Annotated in this window: 2 protein-coding genes; both read left to right on the top strand. The window is 59.3% G+C overall.

Annotation, left to right across the window (positions count from 1 at the left end):
• Positions 1–149 precede the first annotated feature (149 nt).
• Positions 150–332, top strand: coding sequence for a hypothetical protein (locus AWB78_RS47425; RefSeq protein ID WP_157697901.1), 183 nt, complete (start codon positions 150–152; stop codon positions 330–332).
• Positions 329–2,005: recombinase family protein (locus AWB78_RS42290; protein ID WP_062613224.1), on the top strand; the 1,677-nt coding region annotated here is incomplete at its 3' end. The genes AWB78_RS47425 and AWB78_RS42290, both read left to right, overlap by 4 nt.

The following is a 2,005-nucleotide window of genomic DNA, read 5'->3' on the forward strand; positions in this document are numbered from 1 at the left end:
AACGCCACCAACAACAGAGCAAACTGCCGCATAAAATGGAGCCTGCGCATTTCGAGGGAGTGCCTGGCGCCCTGGTCCAGAAGCTGTTCCAAGATTGACGTGGACCTCGTCCTTGAGACGGTCGCTCCCGCTAACAGGAAGGTGCGGTGATGACCCGAGGACGTAAAAAATGGCATGTACGTCTGGCCTTCGAGCCGAACCGCTATGCCCAGGAGCAGCTGCAAAAGGCGTACGAGCAGATCAGTCCGATCAAAGCACGCTCCACGGCGCAGCCGTCCGCGACGCAGCCTGCCGCGGCCAAGCAAGTGACCATCAAGCGAGGTAGACGATGAACAAAGCTGCGATGGTTGCGCTCTATGCGCGGGTATCCTCCGAACAGCAGAACAAACGCGGCACCATCGAGAGCCAGATTGCCGCCCTGAAGGAGCGTGTTTCAGCGGACGGCGTGCAGATCGTCGAGGACATGTGTTTCGTTGACGCAGGCGTGAGCGGCGCGACGCTGATCAGGCCACAGCTGGAGCGACTGAGGGACCGTGCCGCACTCGGTGCTATCGATCGGCTCTACATCCTGTCACCGGACCGCCTGGCGCGCAAATATGCGCACCAGGCGCTGCTGATGGAAGAGTTCACGGCCTGCGGCGTGCAGGTCGTATTCCTCAATCACGCAATCGGGACGACGCCGGAAGAGTCGCTGCTGTTGCAGATGCAGGGCATGATCGCGGAGTACGAGCGGGCGAAGATCGCCGAGCGTCACCGTCGTGGCAAGCTTCACGGCGCAAAACGCGGCAGCGTCAATGTACTGTCCGGGGCGCCCTATGGCTACCGCTACATCCGCCGGCAGCTGGACGGAACGCCGGCCCGCTACGTTATCGAACTGCCCCAGGCAGCAACAGTCCGGTCGATCTTCCAGTGGGTGGGGATGGACCGCTTGAGCATAGGCGAAGTGGTGCGCCGGCTTACGGAGGCGGGTACCGTGACGGCATCGGGCAAGCCGTTCTGGGACCGCAGTGTGGTATGGGGCATATTGCGCAATCCGGCGTACATGGGGCGGGCTGCGTTCGGCAAAACGCAGGTGCGTGATCATCTGGTACGCGTACGTGCCCAGCGCCATAGCGCCGATGTGCCCAGGAAACCCTATTCGACGGTACGTGCGGACCGGCAGCAATGGATCGAAATTCCGGTGCCGGCCATCGTGAGTGAAGCGCTGTTCCATGCTGTTCAGGAGCAGCTTGCCGAGAACCGCAAGCTGGCACGTCAGCGTCGGGATAATGTGCCGCAACGCCTGCTGCAAGGGTTGACGGTTTGCGGCCAGTGCCGTTACGCCTACTACGCGAAGAAGGTGAGCAAAGCGGCGGCCAAGGGGCATCAGCGGGACTACGCTTATTACCGCTGCGTCGGAACCGACGCGTATCGTTTCGGCGGCAATCGCATCTGTGACAATCCGCAAGTGCGAACGGACAAGCTCGATGATCTGGTGTGGCAGCAGGTCGTCGAATTACTAAGGCATCCAGATCGACTGAAGAACGAATACGAGCGTCGGCTTGATATGATCGAGCGCGACGAGAAGAGTAGCTTCGACACGAGCAGCCTTGAAAAGCAGCGGACTCAGTTGGAAAAAGGCAAGTCGAGGTTGATCGACAGCTATGCCGACGGCATCATCGATAAGACCGACTTCGAGCCGAAGATGCAGCAACTGAAGAATCGGCTTGAGCAGATTGATCAGCAGATTCTGGAGTCGAGGCAACAAGGGGCCGTACAAAGCGAGCTGTTCCTAGTCATCAATCGGCTCGAGGAATTCGCGGGCGCAGTCACCGAAAAACTGGACACGATTGATCTTGAAACGAAGCGCAGGATCGTGTTGGGTTTGGTCAAACGCGTCGAAATCCACAAGGAGGAAATCGTGGTGGTGTTCAGGGTCGATCCGCAGCCGGGAGCATTCGCCAGCGAAAATTCGGATGATTCAGACGACGGAGCGAAAAGTATGCAACATTGTACGAGGCGTAGC

This window comes from Caballeronia calidae (genome assembly GCF_900044055.2).
GTDB lineage: Bacteria > Pseudomonadota > Gammaproteobacteria > Burkholderiales > Burkholderiaceae > Caballeronia > Caballeronia calidae.